Genomic DNA, 15,578 nt, shown 5'->3' on the forward strand with positions numbered 1-15,578 from the left:
ATTTTATGGGCAATGTAAAACGAGTGTATGTGGAGAAAAAACCGGAGTATGCGGTCCAGGCAAAGGACCTCTTCCACGAGATCAGGAGCTATCTGGGCATAAGCGCCCTCACAGGTGTGCGGGTGCTCATCCGCTACGATGTGGAGAACATCTCGGAGGAGACCTTTGAGAAGGCTTGCAGGGGCGTCTTCGCGGAGCCTCCGGTTGACGTTTTGTATAAAGAGACATTTCCGGCGGCAGAGGGGGCCAGGGTCTTTTCTGTGGAGTTCCTTCCCGGCCAGTTTGACCAGAGGGCGGACTCTGCCGTGCAGTGCGTGCAGTTTATAAAGGAGGACGAGAAGCCGGTCATCCGCACCGCCACCACCTACGTGATAGAGGGAGAGCTGACGGACGAGCAGTTTGAGGCTGTGAAGCACCACTGCATCAACCCTGTGGACTCAAGGGAGACAGGCATGGAGAAGCCGGAGACGCTGGTGACAAAGTTTGACGAGCCGGCGGACGTCATCATCTTCGACGGCTTTAAGGACCTGGAGGAGGAGAAGCTGCGGGAGCTCTACGACTCTCTCGGGCTTGCCATGACCTTCAAGGATTTCCAGCATATCCAGAATTATTTCAGGGGAGAGGAGGACAGGGACCCGTCCATGACGGAGATCCGGGTGCTGGACACCTACTGGTCCGACCACTGCCGCCACACCACCTTCTCCACAGAGCTGAAAGACATTACCTTTGGAGAGGGAGATTACAGAAAGCCCATCGAGGACACCTACTGCCAGTATGCGGCGGACCACAGGGAGATATTCAAGGGCAGGGACGACAAGTTCATCTGTCTGATGGACCTGGCTCTCATGGCCATGCGCAAGCTGAAGAAGGAAGGGAAGCTTGCGGACCAGGAGGAGTCCGACGAGATCAACGCCTGCAGCATCGTCGTGCCGGTGACCGTGGATGGCGTGGAGGAGGAGTGGCTCGTGAACTTCAAGAATGAGACTCACAACCACCCTACAGAGATCGAGCCCTTCGGAGGAGCTGCCACCTGTCTTGGCGGCGCTATCAGAGATCCCCTCTCAGGCCGTACCTACGTGTACCAGGCTATGCGCGTCACGGGAGCGGCGGACCCCACTGTCTCCGTGAAGGACACCATGAAAGGAAAGCTTCCCCAGAAGAAGCTTGTCCGTGAGGCGGCCCACGGCTACAGCTCCTACGGCAACCAGATCGGCCTTGCCACCGGTGCGGTAAAGGAGATCTACCACCCCGGCTACGTGGCCAAGAGAATGGAGATCGGGGCTGTCATGGGAGCGGCGCCCAGGCGCGCAGTGATCCGTGAGACCTCCGACCCGGGAGACATCATCATCCTCCTTGGCGGGCGCACCGGCCGTGACGGCTGCGGCGGCGCCACAGGCTCCTCCAAGGTGCACACAGAGGAGTCCATCGAGACCTGCGGCGCGGAGGTGCAGAAGGGAAATCCCCCCACAGAGAGGAAGATCCAGCGCCTCTTCCGCAGGGAGGAGGTGAGCCGTCTCATCAAGAAGTGCAACGACTTTGGCGCAGGCGGCGTGTCCGTGGCCATTGGAGAGCTGGCAGACGGACTCAGGGTGGACCTTGACAAGGTGCCCAAGAAATACGCGGGACTGGACGGGACAGAGATCGCCATCTCCGAGTCCCAGGAGCGCATGGCTGTGGTCCTTGACCCGGCCGATGTGGAGACCTTTATGGGCTACGCCAAAGAGGAGAACCTGGAGGCCGTGCAGGTGGCTGTGGTGACAGAGGAGCCGAGGCTTGTCCTTGTGTGGAGAGGTAAGGAGATCGTGAACATCTCCAGAGCTTTCCTTGACACAAACGGCGCCCACCAGGAGACAAGCGTGGCCGTGGACATCCCGGACCGCGCAGGCAAGGTGCTGACGGATAAAGTGGAAGTGACAGATGTGAAAGCGAAATGGCTGGAGACACTGGCAGACCTGAACGTATGCTCCCAGAAGGGGCTTGTGGAGATGTTTGACGGTTCCATCGGAGCAGGATCTGTGTTCATGCCTCACGGCGGAAAATATCAGATGACAGAGACCCAAGCCATGGTGGCGAAGCTCCCTGTGCTGAAAGGGAACTGCGACACAGTGACCATGATGAGCTACGGCTTTGATCCCTACCTGTCAAGCTGGAGCCCCTACCACGGAGCGGTCTACGCTGTGACAGAGTCTGTGGCCAAGATCGTGGCAGCAGGCGGCGACTACCGGAAGATCCGCTTTACTTTCCAGGAGTACTTCCGTCGCATGACGGAGGACCCCCACCGCTGGAGCCAGCCCTTTGCCGCTCTCCTTGGAGCCTATGCGGCCCAGCTTGGATTCGGTCTTCCTTCCATCGGAGGCAAAGACAGTATGTCCGGTACTTTCGAGGACATCGATGTGCCGCCTACTCTTGTTTCCTTTGCCGTGGATGTGGCAAAAGAAAAAGATATCATCACGCCGGAGCTGAAGAAAGCGGGAAGCAAGCTTGTGTGGCTGCGCATCCCGAAGGATGAGTACGATCTGCCGGTATATGAGAAAGTGATGGAGCAGTACGGAAAATTTGCGGAGGATATCAAGGCCGGAAGGATTATCTCCGCCTACGTGCCGGACCGCCACGGCGTCATCGCCGCTGTCAGCAAGATGGCCTTTGGAAACGGCATGGGCGTGAAGATCGAGCACAGCATGGATGAAAGAGAACTCTTTGCCCCCGCCTTCGGAGACCTGGTAGCTGAGGTGCCGGAGGGCAAAGTGGGAGAGCTGCAGATCACCTACACGGTCATCGGCGAGGTGACAGGCGACAAGGCTTTCTCCTACGGCGATGCAGTCATCGGACTTGACGAGGCGGAAGAGGCCTGGACAGGCACTCTGGAGAAAGTGTTCGCCACACGGTCCGGCGCCCAGGACGGCCCTACAAGCTGGTTCATCAGATCAGAGAAGAAAGAGGACGGAGAGCTTAAGGAAGATGGCTGCTTCCACGCATCAAAAGTCCACATCTGCAGCCACAAGATCGCCCAGCCCACGGTGTTCATTCCTGTGTTCCCGGGCACCAACTGCGAGTACGACAGTGCGAAGGCCTTTGAGAGAGCAGGGGCCAGGGTCATCACGAAGGTGTTCAGGAACATGGACGCGGCGGACATCGTGGACTCTGTGGACGTGTTTGAAAAAGCCATCAGCCAGTCCCAGATCATCATGTTCCCAGGCGGATTCAGCGCAGGCGATGAGCCCGACGGATCAGCCAAGTTCTTTGCCACTGCTTTCCAGAACGCGAAGCTGAAAGAGGCGGTGGAGAACCTCTTAAATGAGAGAGACGGCCTTGCACTTGGTATCTGCAACGGCTTCCAGGCCCTCATCAAGCTGGGTCTTGTGCCAAATGGAAAGATCACAGGGCAGACAGAGAATGCACCGACGCTGACCTACAACACCATCGGACGGCATATCTCCAAGATGGTGTACACAAAGGTGGTGACAGACAAGTCCCCATGGCTTGCAAAAGCCGATCTTGGCGGCGTCTATGTCACTCCTGCTTCACACGGAGAGGGACGTTTTGTGGCTCCTGCCGAGACCATTGCACAGCTCTTTGCAAACGGACAGGTGGCTACACGGTACTGTGACCCGGAAGGAAACATCTCAAATGACGAGGAGTGGAATGTGAACGGCTCCTACTTTGCCATCGAGGGCATCACGAGCCCGGATGGAAGGGTGCTGGGCAAGATGGCCCATGTGGAGCGCCGGGGGCGGAGCGTGGCCATGAACATCTACGGAGAGCAGGATCTGAAGATCTTTGAGTCCGGCGTGGAGTATTTTAAATAAAGCAGCTGGATAAAAATGCATTCTTGCATGTGCAATATTGCAAAGTTTCTGTAAAAATATACTAAACAGGGTGCGAAATGCAGGAATGAAAGTATAAAGTTGCAAAAAAATCATAAAAAATACAAAAAGTACTTGTGTTTTGCCCGGGAATATTTTATTCTGTTAAAGAGGCAAAGAGGTCTAGTTAAGAGCAGGCTTATGCCTGCTCTTTTTGCTGGCTTCCGCCTGATAAGAAGATCAAGGAGGAAGAAAACAATGTCATATGTAGATGAAGTGATTGAAAGAGTTGTGGCAAAGAACCCGGCAGAGCCGGAATTCCACCAGGCTGTAAAGGAAGTGCTGGAGTCCTTAAGACCTGTGATCGAGGCAAATGAGGAGAAGTACAGAAAAGAAGCTCTTCTTGAGAGACTGACAGAGCCTGAGAGACAGTTCAAGTTCCGCGTACCGTGGGTGGACGACAACGGACAGGTACAGGTAAATACAGGCTACCGCGTACAGTTTAACAGTGCGATCGGACCATACAAGGGCGGCCTTCGTCTTCATCCGTCTGTAAACCTTGGTATCATCAAATTCCTCGGATTTGAGCAGATTTTCAAGAACTCCCTTACAGGACTGCCCATCGGCGGCGGTAAAGGTGGTTCTGATTTCGATCCCAAGGGTAAATCAGACAGAGAAGTGATGGCATTCTGCCAGAGCTTCATGACAGAGTTATGCAAATATATCGGCGCTGACACAGACGTTCCGGCCGGTGACATCGGAACAGGCGCAAGAGAGATCGGATACATGTTCGGACAGTACAAGCGCATCCGCGGACTGTACGAAGGCGTCCTGACAGGAAAAGGCCTGACATACGGCGGATCCCTTGTAAGAACAGAGGCTACAGGATATGGTCTTCTGTACCTGACAGAGGAAATGCTGAAGATGAACGGTAAGGACATCGCAGGCAAGACCATCGCTGTGTCCGGTTCTGGAAATGTTGCCATCTATGCTACAGAGAAGGCACAGCAGATGGGTGCAAAAGTAGTGACCATGAGCGACTCCACAGGCTGGGTATATGACGCTGAGGGCATTGACCTTGCAGCTATTAAAGAGATCAAGGAAGTAAACAGAGCAAGACTTTCCGAGTACAAGAAATACCGTCCCAATGCTGAGTACCATGAAGGCAGAGGCGTATGGAGCGTGAAAGTGGACATCGCTCTTCCCTGTGCGACACAGAATGAGCTGCACCTTGAGGATGCAAAGGCTCTTGTTGCAAACGGATGCATCGCGGTGGCAGAGGGTGCCAACATGCCTACAACACTGGATGCTACCGAGTACCTGCAGGAGAACGGCGTGCTCTTCGCACCCGGAAAGGCTGCAAACGCCGGCGGTGTTGCTACATCTGCTCTTGAGATGTCCCAGAACAGTGAGCGCTTAAGCTGGTCCTTCGAGGAAGTGGACAGCAAGCTGAAAGGCATTATGGTCAATATCTGCCACAGCATGGCTGACGCTGCCGAGAGATACGGACACGCAGGAAACTATGTGATGGGTGCAAATATTGCCGGATTTGAGAAAGTCGTAAATGCCATGGAGGCACAGGGTATCGTCTAGGATTTTCCTGGAGATGCACAGCCCGGGCTTTGTCAGGGCATGTATATAAACAAAAAACGGCGCACTGCGCCGTTTTTTGCTGTACAGACAAAGCTTTCTCATTGCCCATGGAGAGTGAAGAAGGGAACGAAAGGAGACGGCTATGGGATTTTTCTTTCAGGGACTGTCCATAGGACTTGCCTACGTGGCGCCCATAGGGCTGCAAAATCTTTTTGTCATCAACGGGGCTCTGATCCACACGCGCCGCCGCGCCCTGGCGACAGCGCTTATTGTCATCTTCTTTGATGTGACGCTGGCGCTGGCCTGCTTTTTCGGCATCGGCGCGGTGATGCAGCGGTGGAGATGGCTGCAGATGGTCGTTCTGCTGGCGGGGAGCATTGTCGTCATTTTCATAGGGGCAGGCCTGCTGCGGGCAAAGACAGAGGATATAGACCGCTCCGGGGAGACTGTGTCCCTTAGGAAAACAGTCTATTCCGCCTGTGTTGTGACCTGGTTCAATCCCCAGGCCATCGTGGACGGGACCATGATGCTGGGAGCCTTCCGGGTGACGCTGCCTGCGTCCCAGTCCATCCCCTTTATCTGCGGTGTGGGGACGGCCTCCTGCCTGTGGTTTACAGGACTGACCCTTGTGATCTCCATGTTCAGCAGAAGGTTTAATGTCAGGGTGCTGCGGGTCATCAATGTCATCTGCGGCGTCATCATTCTCTTTTACGGGTGCAGGCTGCTCATCAGTTTCTTTCAGCTTATCTGACATATGGGTCGTCCTCGGTTGTTTTTTCTGCTATAATGGTCATATTATGAAAATTCGCGAGTGGAGGAACAGGATATGGACAGGGAAACAGCAGAGAAAATGCACGGGGGCGGGCTCTATCTGCCCACAGACGGGGACCTTCTGGAGGAGCAGGCGGTCTGCCTGGATCTTCTCTATGACTATAACCATCTGAAACCTTCCAGGGGAGAGGAGAAGAGGGCACTGCTGGAGAAAATGTTTGCAGAGATAGGGGAGGGGTGTTATATTGAAACACCGTTCTATGCCAACTGGGGCGGGAAGCACGTTCATTTTGGCAGCCACATCTATGCCAACTTCAATCTGACGATGGTGGACGACACACATATTTACGTGGGTGACCACACGATGATAGGGCCGAATGTCATCATTGCCACGGGAGGCCATCCTGTGCTCCCCTCCCTCAGGGAGCAGGAGTATCAGTTCAATATGCCGGTCCGTGTGGGAAGGAACTGCTGGATCGGCGCGGGGGCTATCCTCCTGCCCGGCGTGTCTGTTGGGGACAACACAGTGATAGGAGCCGGCAGCGTGGTGACAAAGGACATACCGGCGGACGTGGTGGCGGCCGGAAATCCCTGCCGGGTGATGCGGCCCATCGGAGAGAGAGACGGGGAATTTTATTTCCGGGACCGCCGGATCGACCCGGAGCTGCTCTGATGGAGGCCGGAAAATGCCGGGAAAACAGGCTTTGAGAGGCCTCTGAAAAAAATGAGAAAAAATGTAAAAAAAGTGTTGACATTTGCTCGAATTCAATAGTATAATAGCAAAGCGGGTTGCGGGAGAGCAGCCCGCAAGACCAGAAAATATGGGGTCTTAGCTCAGCTGGGAGAGCATCTGCCTTACAAGCAGAGGGTCATAGGTTCGAGCCCTATAGGCCCCATATCCTATGGCGGGATAGCTCAGTTGGCTAGAGCATACGGTTCATACCCGTAGTGTCGCTGGTTCGAATCCAGTTCCCGCTACTCCCGTAAGATACGGTATCGGAGATCATCCGGTGCCGTATTTTTTTGTCTGCCGGGGCCCCTCTCATTGACAACGCCCCGGTGAAAATTATATACTTGTACATATGAAAAAATGGAGGAGCGCATACTATGAATGGAAAGACAAGAGACTGGATCTGGATCATCGTGGGAGGATATCTCGCCTACACAGGCGTACAGCTCGTCATGGACGTCATGGACCAGAAGCCGGAGGGATATATAGGATTTGTGGTGGCAGGTGTGCTGTTTGCCGTGTTCGGCATCGGGCTGATCGTCTACGCCATCCGGAATATGACAAAGCCGGTGGAGGAAGAGCCGGAAGAGAATGAGCCGGAGGAGATTGAGACCTCTGCCGGGGAGGGTGAACAGCCGGAGACGAGCGCGCCCGACAATGCGGAGACCGAAGAGGACCAGGAGGAAAGCGGGGAATAGAAGATGAGGATCGGAACAGGCTACGACGTACACAGACTGACAGAGGACAGGAAGCTGATACTGGGAGGCGTGGAGATTCCCTACGAGAAGGGACTTCTGGGGCACTCTGACGCGGACGTGCTCCTCCACGCTATCATGGACGCCCTTCTGGGAGCCGCTGCCCTGGGAGATATCGGGCGGCATTTCCCCGACACGGACGAGGCCTATAAGGGCGCTTCCAGCATGAAGCTCCTTGAGCGGGTAGGAGAGCTGGTGGCCCGGGAGCTCTACGTCATCAGCAACATTGACGCCACTGTCATCGCCCAGCGCCCGAAGCTGGCTCCCTACATCGAAGAGATGCGGGACAATGTGGCAGGGGCCCTGGGCATCCGGAAGGACCAGGTCAATATCAAGGCCACCACAGAGGAGGGACTTGGCTTTACAGGCAGCGGCCAGGGGATCGCGGCCCAGGCGGCGGCCTGCCTGGAGACCATCGCCAACTACAGCTATGAGCCACGGCTTGAGCAGGAGAGAGAAAGCGGGGGGCCGGGCTGCGCCTCCTGCAGCGGCTGCCCCAGGCAGTCCGGACAGTAGGAGGACGGATACCAGATACAAATGCAGATACGGAAGGACATGTAGAGGACAGGTGAGGAAGGATGCAGATCAGAAAGCTGGAGGACGAAGAGAAGGGCAGGACCCGGAGACTGTATGAGGAGGTATTCTCTGAGGACAGCCCCTCCTTTGTGGATTATTACTATACAGAAAAGACAAAGGACAACACCATCTATGTAGTGGAGGAGGGCGGCCTGCGGGCCATGCTCCACCTCAACCCCTACACCCTGATGGTAAACGGAAAGGAGGAGCCCTCCCACTATATCGTGGCTGTGGCCACGGAGGAGGCCTGCCGGAAGAGGGGCTACATGGCGGCCCTCTTAAAGACGGCCCTCCGGGATATGTACCAGGCCGGGGAGCCCTTTGCCTTCCTCATGCCGGCGGCGGAGGCGATCTATCTGCCCCATGGCTTTTCCACAGTGTATGAGCAGGAGCAGAGATATTTCCGGGGAAAGGCGGACCTTCCTGACGGCTGGACCGCAAGAAAGGCCCGTCTGGAGGATGCGGCGGACATTGCGGATGCGGCTGAGAAGGCCCTGAAGGGACGCTGTAAGGTCTATGCAAGGCGGGATAAGGCCTACTATGAGCGGCTCATCCGGGAGTATGAAAGTGACGGGGGCTGTCTGATGGTCTGTGAGAGGGAGGGCCATATCGTGGACTGCCTGCCCGCGGTGGAGGAGATACCGGAGGAGAGGCCGAAGATCATGGTGCGCCCGGTGAATGTGAAAAGGCTGCTCCTCCTTCTGGAGCTGGACTATCTGACTGCCGTGTGCTTTCAGGTGACAGACCCCATCATCCCTGAGAACAACCAGGTGTTCATGCTGACAGGGACAGAGTTTTCCGGTGTCATGCTGATGGAGGGAAAGCCGGAGAACAGCGAGGGCACGCTGACTGTGGAGGCCCTCACAAAGCTTGTCTTTGGCAGGATCTCACCGGACGACATTGAGAAGGAAGAGGGAGTCACGGCGACGGAGAGGATGAAGGAGGAGCTGAAAAAGATCGTTCCTCTGTCTCCTGTTTATCTGAATGAGGTAGTGTGACCGGGAAAAGAGAAAAACTCTGCCCGGCGGAGGTTGACAAATCCCGGCTTTTCACATACTATAGTATCTATAGCGGAAAAAACGGAGAACGGAAAGAGTAATATGGAAGGGAGTCATCAGAGAGGAGCTGTCACCGGCTGAAAGCAGCTCCGGGCGAAATCCATGTGAAGTGCATCCGGGAGTTGATCCGGCGAAAGGAGGGCGGCCAGAGGAGGGCGCGCCGATTAGCCGGGTACGCGGTGGCGGGCGTTATCAGCCGGAAAGCGGGGAGCAGCTGCGTGTCTGAGGCAGGCAGGTGCTTTCAACAGGAGTGGAACCACGGATAAGAATTCGTCTCTTACATTTATTGTAAGAGACTTTTTATTTGACCTGGAAACTCCGTCCCTGTGAAATAAAAACGCTCCGCGGCATGACGGCCACCCTTGCGCGGGCAGACCAGGAAAGGAAGGAAAGCTATGGGACTTGTAAAATATATTCGGGAAGAGATACAGGTGATCCGGGAGAGAGACCCGGCCATCAAGTCCAACTGGGAAGTGTTTCTCTATCCCAGCTTTAAAGTGATATTGAGCTACCGGGTGGCCCACAGGCTGTACCGGAAGAAGCATTATTTTCTGGCCAGATGGGTGTCCCAGCGGGCAGCCAGGAAGACGGGCATTGAGATCCATCCCGGCGCCAGGATCGGCAGGGGACTCTTTATCGACCACGGGACCGGCGTTATCATCGGCGAGACCACCATCATAGGAAACAACGTGACCCTCTATCAGGGAGTGACCCTGGGAGGCACCGGCAAGGAGAAGGGGAAGAGACACCCCACCCTGAAGGACAATGTGATGGTCAGTGCCGGGGCCAAGATACTGGGATCCTTCACCATCGGGGAGAACTCCAAGATCGGCGCCGGGGCGGTGGTGCTCAAGGAGGTGCCGCCCAACTGTACGGTGGTGGGAGTTCCGGGCCGCATCGTGAAGATGGGAGACCAGAAGATCCCCAGGGAGGATATGGACCAGGTGCATCTGCCTGACCCGGTGAGCAACGACATCCGTGAGCTCCAGAAGGACAACATCCGCCTGAAGAAGGAGTTAAGAGAGCTGGAAAAGCACATGAAATGCATGAAAGACAATACCATAGAGATGGAAGATGACAAGGAGGAACAACATGAAGCTGTTTAACACAATGACAAGGAAGAAGGAAGAGTTCGTGCCCCTGGAGGAGGGCAAGGTCAGGATGTACGTCTGCGGCCCCACGGTGTACAATCTGATACACATCGGAAACGCCAGACCTATGATCGTGTTTGACACGGTCAGGAGATATTTTGAGTACAAGGGGTACGATGTGAATTTTGTGTCCAATTTCACGGACGTGGACGACAAGATCATCAAGAAGGCCATCGAGGAGGGCGTGTCCGCGGACGAGATTTCCAAGAGATACATCGCCGAGTGCAAAAAGGACATGGAGGGCATGAACATTGAGCCCGCCACAAAAAATCCTCTCGCCACAGAGGAAATCTGCGGCATGGTGGAGATGATCCAGCAGCTCATCGACAAGGGGTACGCCTATGAGAAGAACGGCACGGTCTATTTCCGCACAAGACAGTTCAAGGAATACGGCAAGCTGTCCCACAAAAACCTGGATGACCTGCGCTCCGGCAACAGGACCCTGCTGGTGAGCGGCGAGGACGAGAAGGAGGACCCGCTGGATTTCGTGCTCTGGAAGCCCAAGAAGGAGGGGGAGCCGGCCTGGGAGTCGCCCTGGAGCGACGGCCGCCCGGGATGGCACATTGAGTGCTCAGTCATGTCCAAGAAATACCTTGGAGAGCAGATTGACATCCACGCGGGAGGGGAGGACCTTGTGTTCCCCCACCACGAGAACGAGATCGCCCAGAGCGAGGCGGCAAACGGAAAGCCCTTCGCAAAATACTGGATGCACAATGCGTTCCTGAATATCGACAACCACAAGATGAGCAAGTCTCTTGGCAATTTCCGCACCGTCCGGGAGATCAGCGAGCAGTACGACCTGCAGGTGCTCCGGTTCTTCATGCTCAGCGCCCACTACAGGAGCCCGCTGAACTTCAGCGCGGACCTGATGGAGGCCTCCAGGAACGGCCTGGAGAGGATCGTGAACGCGGCAGAAAATCTGAAGTATCTGAGCGGGAACGCAAAGACTGCCGACATGTCCCGGGAGGAGACGGAGGCGCTGGCAAAGACAGAGGAGTATGTAAAGGCCTTTGAGGCTGCCATGGACGATGACTTCAACACGGCGGACGCCATCGCTTCGGTCTTTGACCTTGTAAAATACTGCAACACCACCGCCGGCGAGGACAGCTCCGCCGCCTACGCGAAAGGACTGCTGGAGGTGCTGGAGAGGCTCTGCAATGTGCTGGGGCTGATCGTGGTGAAGGAGACAGAGATGCTGGACGAGGACATCGAGGCCCTCATCGAGGAGAGACAGGCGGCGAGAAAGGCAAAGAATTTCGCCCGGGCGGACGAGATTCGGGATGAGCTGGCGGCCAGGGGCATTATCCTTGAGGACACACGTGAAGGAGTAAAATGGAAAAGAGCGTAGAACAGAAGATACAGTGGCAGTTTGAGGACTATATGCGGGAAATCTTCCAGATGGAGGAGGCGGATATCCGGGAGTATTCGCCGCTCACCCTGGCCTACATCGGCGACAGCATCTATGACCTTGTCATCAAGACGCTGGTGGTCAGCAGGGGGAACCGCCCCGTGAACCAGCTCCACAGGATGACCAGCTCCCTTGTGCAGGCCTCTGCCCAGTCCCGGATGATGCGTACCCTCCAGGGGCTCCTGACAGAGGAGGAGCACGGAGTCTATAAGAGGGGGAGGAACGCCAAGAGTGTGTCCCCCGCCAAGAACCAGTCTGTGACAGATTACAGGCGTGCCACCGGGTTTGAGGCCCTCATGGGGTATCTCTACCTGAAAAGGGACTGGGAGAGGATGCTCACCCTGATCCGCACCGGGCTTGACAGCCTGGAGGCCGGGGATACGGGGGAGGGAGCCGGCGAAGACGGGCCGGATGGAGGTAAAGCCTATGAAGAACGCAAAGAGGATAAAATATGAGTGAGAGAGAGACAGAAAAAAACAGTACGGTGATCGAGGGGCGCAACGCCGTCCTGGAGGCCTTCCGTTCCGGGAAGACCATTGACAAGCTGTTTGTCCAGGACGGCTGCAAGGACGGACCTGTGCAGACCATCCTGCGGGAGGCAAGAAAGCACGACACCATTGTCCAGTTCGTCTCAAAGGAGAGGCTGAGCCAGCTCTCCGGGACGGGACATCACCAGGGAGTGATCGCCCACGCCGCTGCCTGGGAGTACGCCAGTGTGGAGGATATGCTGGAGCTGGCCAGGAGCAGGGGGGAGGCGCCATTCCTCTTCCTCCTGGACAATGTGGAGGACCCTCACAACCTGGGGGCCATCATCCGGACAGCCAACCTGGCAGGAGCCCACGGGGTCATCATCCCGAAGCGCCGGGCGGTGGGTCTGACGGCCACGGTAGCCCGCACCTCCGCCGGTGCGCTGAGTTACACGCCGGTGGCCAGGGTCACCAACCTGGTCCGCACCATGGAGGAGCTGAAGGAGGAAGGACTCTGGTTCGTGTGCGCCGACATGGGTGGGGCGCTCATGTATGACCTGGACCTGAAGGGGCCCATCGGCCTTGTCATCGGAAACGAGGGGGAGGGCGTGGGACGCCTTGTGAAGGAGAAGTGCGATTTCACGGCAGCCATCCCCATGAAGGGGGATATCGACTCCCTGAACGCCTCGGTGGCGGCGGGAGTACTGGCCTACGAGATCGTGCGCCAGAGGATGAGCTAGGACCGGAGGCGCCCCGTGCTTTTGCGGGATTGGAAAGGAAGACAGTATGCCCCAGTATGAACAGATGACAGATGAGCAGCTGATATGCAGGCTCCGGGAGGGAGACCGGGCGATCACAGACTACCTGATGGAAAAATATAAGGGACTGGTCAAAAAGGAGGCCAAGGCCATGTATCTTCTGGGAGGAGAGAACGACGACCTCATCCAGGAGGGGATGATCGGCCTGTTCAAGGCGGTCCAGGATTATGACGCGGCCCAGGAGGCCTCCTTTTACAGCTTTGCCAGGCTCTGCGTCAGGAGGCAGCTCTACAGCGCCATAGAGGCGTCCAGGAGAAAGAAGCACAGTCCCCTGAATTCCTATATCTCCTTCTACGAGAAGGAGGACCCGGAGGAAGGGGAGGGAGCCAAGCTGATGGATACCATCCAGGCCGGCACGGAGAGCGACCCGGAGCAGGCCTTCCTCGGAAAGGACAACGCAAGGAGGATCGAGGAGGAGCTGGAGGGAGCCCTGAGCGATCTGGAGAGGAGGGTCCTCTATCTCCACCTTCTGGGGACAGACTACCGGACAATAGCAAGGCTGCTGGACAAAAGCCCCAAGACTGTGGACAATGCCATCCAGAGGATCAAGGCAAAGACGCAGAAGATCCTGCGCAGTGAGGAGGGGGAAGATTGACAGACGGCCGGAAGTGTGATATTTTATTTATCAATCCGGTATAAATCTGATAAATGCCGGGAGAATGCAGCAAAGAAAGGTGTGATTACATACATGGACGATGACAGTGACACTGAGAGCTGTACATGCTTTCAGATGACAGTGTGTGCGGCAGCATTGTGTGCACAGGTAGAGAATGATCCATGTGATATCATGAATAGATAAGGGTATGATCTGCAGGCGCGCGCCGGAACGGAGCGGGGCCTGCAGGTCATACCCTTTTGCGATATTACTGTATGATTTCAATGATCGATCGGGAGGATTAAGAAAGAAATGGTTGGACCATTAATATTGCAGGTTGTGCTGATAGCGCTCAACGCTATCTTCGCAAGCGCGGAGATCGCCGTGATCTCCATGAATGAGACAAAACTGAAAAAAATGGCGGAGGACGGGGACCGGCGGGCCCGCCATCTGTACACGCTGACAGAGCAGCCCGCCAAATTCCTGTCCACCATCCAGGTGGCCATCACCCTGGCCGGACAGCTGGGAAGCGCCTTCGCGGCGGACAGCTTTTCAGGCCCTCTCTCAGACTGGATCATCAGCATGGGAGTGGATGTGCCGGAGCGGGTGGTGAGGACGGTGGCCCTTGTTGTCATCACAGTCATACTGGCCTACTTCAGCCTTGTGTTCGGCGAGCTAGTGCCAAAGCGTATCGCCATGAAGAAGTCGGAGCAGCTCTCCCTCTTGCTGTCCGGTCTCCTGTACGGGGTGTCCAAGGCGTTCGCCCCCCTTGTGTTCCTGTTGACCAAATCCACCAACGGGGTGCTGCGTCTCCTGCACATCAACCCGGAGGAAGAGGAGGAGCAGGTGACGGAGGAGGAGATCCGCATGCTCCTTATGGAGGGCAACGCCCAGGGAAATATCGACAGCGAGGAGAGCGAGATGATCCGCAATGTATTCGAGTTTGATGATATTTCCGTGGAACAGATATGTACCCACAGGGTGGATATGGACTGCCTGTATCTGGACGAGGATATGAAGGAGTGGGAGACGCTCATCCACTCCACCAGACACACCCACTATCCGGTCTGCAACGAGAACCAGGAGGACATTGTGGGCGTGCTCGACACAAAGGACTATTTCCGCCTGGAGGACAAGGGCAGGGAGAAGGTCATGGCAAATGCAGTGGAGAAGGCCTGGTTTGTGCCGGAGACCATGAAGGCAAACAACCTGTTCCAGAATATGAAGAAGAAGCGCGTCTACTTCGCCGTGCTTGTGGATGAGTACGGCGGCGTCAGCGGCATCATCACCCTCCACGACCTGATGGAATCCCTTGTGGGAGACCTCTACGAGCCGGACGAGGAGGAGGAGCCGGAGGATATCGTGAAGATCGCCGACAGCCAGTGGCGCATCCAGGGCGGCGCAGACGTGGAGGACGTGTCGGAGGAGCTGAAGGTGGACCTTCCCGCCCAGGATTACGACACCTTTGGAGGCTATATCTGCGGCGTCATAGACCGGATCCCGGAGAACGGAGAGACCTTTGTGTGCAGCACGGACGACCTGGAGATACGGGTCCTGGCTGTGGAGAACCACCGGATCAAGGAAGCGGTCGTGTGGAAGAAGGAAAAAGCGGAGGAGGAGCCGGAGAAAAGATAAAAACAGGGGCAGGGGAGCAGATGCTGGACTGCGGATGCTCCCCCGGGCCTGAAGCAAAAGGAGCAGAAGGAGAGATTTTCAAAAAAGTCATTGACAAGTACGGCGTAATATTGTATATTGTTCATGTTGCTTACAGAATATATGCTGCCTTGGCTCAGTAGGTAGAGCGTCGCCTTGGTAAGGCGGAGGTCGGCGGTTCAAGTCCGCTAGGCAGCTTT

At 56.1% G+C, this 15,578-nt stretch carries 14 protein-coding genes, 3 tRNA genes and 1 other annotated feature; all 17 genes read left to right on the plus strand.

From position 1 onward, the window contains the following. Positions 1-5 precede the first annotated feature (5 nt). The 17 genes from B5E62_RS02320 to B5E62_RS02400 all read left to right on the plus strand — a co-directional run bounded on the left by B5E62_RS02320 (position 6) and on the right by B5E62_RS02400 (position 15,576). Complete coding sequence (locus tag B5E62_RS02320; protein ID WP_087173144.1) at positions 6-3,806, plus strand: phosphoribosylformylglycinamidine synthase; 3,801 nt, start codon at positions 6-8, stop codon at positions 3,804-3,806. A 255-nt stretch (positions 3,807-4,061) separates the two neighbouring features. After that, positions 4,062-5,396, plus strand: a complete 1,335-nt coding sequence (gdhA, locus tag B5E62_RS02325; RefSeq protein WP_087173145.1) for an NADP-specific glutamate dehydrogenase — start codon at positions 4,062-4,064, stop codon at positions 5,394-5,396. Between the two features lie 142 nt (positions 5,397-5,538). Continuing rightward, complete coding sequence (locus tag B5E62_RS02330; RefSeq protein ID WP_087173146.1) at positions 5,539-6,147, plus strand: LysE/ArgO family amino acid transporter; 609 nt, start codon at positions 5,539-5,541, stop codon at positions 6,145-6,147. Positions 6,148-6,222: 75 nt separating this feature from the next. Next, a complete protein-coding gene (locus tag B5E62_RS02335) occupies positions 6,223-6,840 on the plus strand; it encodes a sugar O-acetyltransferase (protein ID WP_087173147.1) in 618 nt (205 codons plus the stop codon). Between the two features lie 150 nt (positions 6,841-6,990). Further along, positions 6,991-7,063 (plus strand) — tRNA-Val (locus B5E62_RS02340). Between the two features lie 8 nt (positions 7,064-7,071). Further along, positions 7,072-7,145, plus strand: a tRNA-Met gene (locus tag B5E62_RS02345). Positions 7,146-7,274: 129 nt separating this feature from the next. Then, positions 7,275-7,595, plus strand: coding sequence for a hypothetical protein (locus B5E62_RS02350; protein WP_087173148.1), 321 nt, complete (start codon positions 7,275-7,277; stop codon positions 7,593-7,595). A gap of 3 nt (positions 7,596-7,598) precedes the next feature. After that, complete coding sequence (gene ispF / locus B5E62_RS02355; RefSeq protein ID WP_087173149.1) at positions 7,599-8,168, plus strand: 2-C-methyl-D-erythritol 2,4-cyclodiphosphate synthase; 570 nt, start codon at positions 7,599-7,601, stop codon at positions 8,166-8,168. A gap of 62 nt (positions 8,169-8,230) precedes the next feature. After that, positions 8,231-9,226, plus strand: coding sequence for a GNAT family N-acetyltransferase (locus B5E62_RS02360; RefSeq protein ID WP_087173150.1), 996 nt, complete (start codon positions 8,231-8,233; stop codon positions 9,224-9,226). Between the two features lie 75 nt (positions 9,227-9,301). After that, positions 9,302-9,567, plus strand: a binding site (T-box leader). 114 nt (positions 9,568-9,681) lie between these two features. Continuing rightward, the gene (gene epsC / locus B5E62_RS02365; RefSeq protein ID WP_087173151.1) at positions 9,682-10,392 is read left to right on the plus strand and encodes a serine O-acetyltransferase EpsC; all 711 of its coding nucleotides are present in this window, start codon (positions 9,682-9,684) and stop codon (positions 10,390-10,392) included. Continuing rightward, a complete protein-coding gene (cysS, locus tag B5E62_RS02370; protein WP_087173152.1) occupies positions 10,379-11,785 on the plus strand; it encodes a cysteine--tRNA ligase in 1,407 nt (468 codons plus the stop codon). The genes epsC and cysS overlap by 14 nt, the downstream gene beginning before the upstream one ends. Next, positions 11,770-12,300 (plus strand): Mini-ribonuclease 3, encoded by a 531-nt coding sequence (locus tag B5E62_RS02375; RefSeq protein ID WP_087173153.1) that lies wholly within the window; start codon positions 11,770-11,772, stop codon positions 12,298-12,300. The genes cysS and B5E62_RS02375 overlap by 16 nt, the downstream gene beginning before the upstream one ends. Beyond that, positions 12,297-13,052: a 23S rRNA (guanosine(2251)-2'-O)-methyltransferase RlmB gene (rlmB, locus tag B5E62_RS02380; RefSeq protein WP_087173154.1), complete on the plus strand. Its 756-nt coding sequence runs from the start codon at positions 12,297-12,299 to the stop codon at positions 13,050-13,052. The genes B5E62_RS02375 and rlmB overlap by 4 nt, the downstream gene beginning before the upstream one ends. 46 nt (positions 13,053-13,098) lie before the next feature. After that, complete coding sequence (locus B5E62_RS02385; protein WP_087173155.1) at positions 13,099-13,725, plus strand: sigma-70 family RNA polymerase sigma factor; 627 nt, start codon at positions 13,099-13,101, stop codon at positions 13,723-13,725. A 312-nt stretch (positions 13,726-14,037) separates the two neighbouring features. Next, positions 14,038-15,360 carry a hemolysin family protein gene (locus tag B5E62_RS02390; RefSeq protein ID WP_087173156.1) on the plus strand — a complete coding sequence of 441 codons (1,323 nt, stop codon included), beginning with the start codon at positions 14,038-14,040 and terminating at the stop codon, positions 15,358-15,360. Next, the gene (locus B5E62_RS02395) at positions 15,318-15,521 is read left to right on the plus strand and encodes a hypothetical protein (protein WP_087173157.1); all 204 of its coding nucleotides are present in this window, start codon (positions 15,318-15,320) and stop codon (positions 15,519-15,521) included. Before B5E62_RS02390 ends, B5E62_RS02395 begins: the two co-directional genes overlap by 43 nt. Continuing rightward, positions 15,504-15,576, plus strand: a tRNA-Thr gene (locus B5E62_RS02400). Before B5E62_RS02395 ends, B5E62_RS02400 begins: the two co-directional genes overlap by 18 nt. The last annotated feature ends 2 nt before the right edge of the window (positions 15,577-15,578 follow it).

It is taken from the genome of Lachnoclostridium sp. An118, from assembly GCF_002160985.1.
Taxonomy (GTDB): Bacteria; Bacillota; Clostridia; order Lachnospirales; family Lachnospiraceae; genus Claveliimonas; species Claveliimonas stercoravium.